This window comes from Nostoc sp. UIC 10607, from assembly GCF_047228265.1.
Lineage (GTDB): Bacteria > Cyanobacteriota > Cyanobacteriia > Cyanobacteriales > Nostocaceae > Nostoc > Nostoc foliaceum_A.
This window is the reverse complement of the sequence record NZ_JBIQNW010000175.1, coordinates 1-1,684: the sequence shown is the minus strand read 5'-3', so window position 1 is coordinate 1,684 and position 1,684 is coordinate 1. Positions and strand designations below refer to the sequence as shown.

Here is a 1,684-nt window from a genome sequence, read left to right as displayed (position 1 = left end):
AGATAAAACTACATTCAATGACTTTGATGAAGCATTTACGGCTGAGTTGCAATCCCATGCAGATCAGAAAGCCATTTCATCAATCTTTGATTATATTGAGCAATCAGCTATCGAGTCTGCTTTAAGCCAAGCAGTATTAGGGTTAACAGAGCAAGTTTCTCAATATCATCAACAACTAGTTCAAGATAAAACTACATTCAGTGACTTTGATGAAGCAGTTACGGCTGAGTTGCAATCTCACGTAGAAAACAAAGCTATTTTATCAATCTTTGATTATATTGAGCAATCGACTATCTCTTCAGCATTAACTGAAACAGTATTAGAATTAACGCAACAACTTTCTCAAAATCAGCACCAGCTATCAGCCGGAAGAACCATATTCGACAACCTGGAAGCAGCGATTGTTTATTTAGAGCAACTCCATAGATCACAAAAACCAGTGGATGCAGTTGCTATTAATCAAACTCCAACTATAACTACAGATGAACCAAAGCTAAAAGATAATCTTTCAGCCGAGTTATATAAATATTACAGCGCTGACTTGCAAAACTTATTAGTGACTGACCGAGATAAAGAAATTGCTATACGGGCGTTATTAGATAATAAGCCATTTGAGGAGGTTGAAGAAATTATCTTTGCCAGTCCAGCCGGATGGACTACTGATGAAGCCAGAGAATTGGTACTAATTGCTAACAATCAACTGGCACACTTACAAGAACAACCTCAGTTTACACCACCGCCAGAGGATGAAAGCCTACGCCCAGTATTACAGCATTTCTTGACTCAAAAACGCGGTATAACAAACTTCCTTGTACACCCATTACAGCAGCAGGGGTTGGGTTACATAGACCAGCACCGAAATGTTGTCTTTATCAAGCGGGATTTAAACGGTGAAAAGTCAGGCGCACTGCTTTGGGATACCGCACGTCTTGACAATCGTTGTACGGAGTACCCCGAAAACAGCGATCGCTCTTCATGTTGGTTTCACCTGAAATTAGGTGGAGAGGCAGACGATAAAATCGAGAGAGTATTCTTGTGTGACTCCCCCATTGATGCGCTGTCAATGGCAGAGATTGACAGAGACGGACACAAGGGGCAACCACCAGTTAGAACAATGTACATGGCAGTGGATGACCCGAATAACTTGCCAGTAGAATTCCTCAGAAATATCAACAGGATTGGGCTGGCATTTAATAATGATGATCAAGGAAATGATGCTGCCCAGGTCGTTCAGGAAATTTTACCCCAGGCTAAAAGAATTGTACCGTCGGGGCTAACTTGGAATGAGATTCTTATTGAACAGCAGCAACAGCAGCAAGAGATGCTGGAGCAAAAGCAACGGGGGCGGGGTTTTAGCCGATGATCTCATGTTGATCCGACGAACTCGTGACCGCTTCGCTCTCGGAGTCGGTGGCTCTTACGGGCAGAAAGATTAGTGGTTGGGCCAACTAGATCCTGCACGCCCGCAAGAGCCACTCCGCTAACGCCGACTCCGAGCCACGAGTTCTTAAATCCTGGAAAGATGCTTTGACAACTGGCAGCGATCACTTGGCTAGTCAAATAGGATTGCTATAGTACTGCTTGGCACGGTGATGCCTGCTTCTTTAACCTGACTTTTCCCGTTAAGTCTCAAAAAGCTTGCTGGTAAAGGATTTAGGAGACAGCACGGTATATACGGTAAAGT

The 1,684-nt window shown here is 43.4% G+C and carries 1 protein-coding gene; it reads left to right on the top strand.

Translation table 11 applies throughout. The features are described from left to right. The coding region (locus tag ACEYW6_RS36155; protein WP_412983598.1) for a DUF3991 domain-containing protein at positions 1-1,363 on the top strand (1,363 nt) is incomplete at its 5' end. Between the last annotated feature and the right edge of the window lie 321 nt (positions 1,364-1,684).